We start from the raw sequence: 565 nt of genomic DNA, 5'->3' as shown, positions 1-565 counted from the left end.
CTATTGGGACTTGAGGTCAGCCCGGTGCCATTGGCGCTTTCTTTTCCACCCGTGGCAACGGTCTGGCCGCTTCAGATGGACAGCGATCTTGGCTGCGCATGGTTGCGGCAGCAAATCCGTGAGGCGATGCTGAGGACGAACGAAAGCAACGTCGCGGATATTGCAGCCTGATGTCTCGTAAGTGATCCCTGTGTGTTCCGGGGCCTCGCCTTGAAACGATTGGAACCAACGACACCGCTGTTGGAATAAAACTAACATGCTGAAAATCCGCAGCGGGACGTCGGTTTGTTTTACTCGAGACAACTGATATGGGGCAGTTATCGGACTGACCGGTATCGGCGGGGAATTCGAGAAAGCTGACATCCGACAGGCACGCAGTCCGCGCGGTATTTCGCGCAGGTTCAATCGAATACCGGGGTAGAAGTGCAAATCAGCGAGAGCCCTCTTTATGTGCCTTATTTTTTGGGCTTGCTAGGTTTGAGGGACGGTGTATTCCCTGGTGTGCCTTTGTTATCACGGCGGCGCTGATCTGGTTTCCCTGTGGATTTCGCTATCGGCTTTGGTC

Annotated in this window: 1 pseudogene; it reads left to right on the top strand. The window is 54.3% G+C overall.

The window, feature by feature from the left end:
- Nucleotides 1-171 (top strand): annotated as a pseudogene (locus tag AB4Z23_RS28005) (LysR family transcriptional regulator); the annotation flags it as partial.
- Nucleotides 172-565: the final 394 nt, after the last annotated feature.

It is taken from the genome of Agrobacterium sp. MCAB5 (genome assembly GCF_052114365.1).
GTDB classification, from domain to species: Bacteria; Pseudomonadota; Alphaproteobacteria; order Rhizobiales; family Rhizobiaceae; genus Agrobacterium; species Agrobacterium tumefaciens.
Note: the sequence above shows the minus strand (reverse complement) of the source record. Positions and strands in the feature narration are given on the sequence as shown.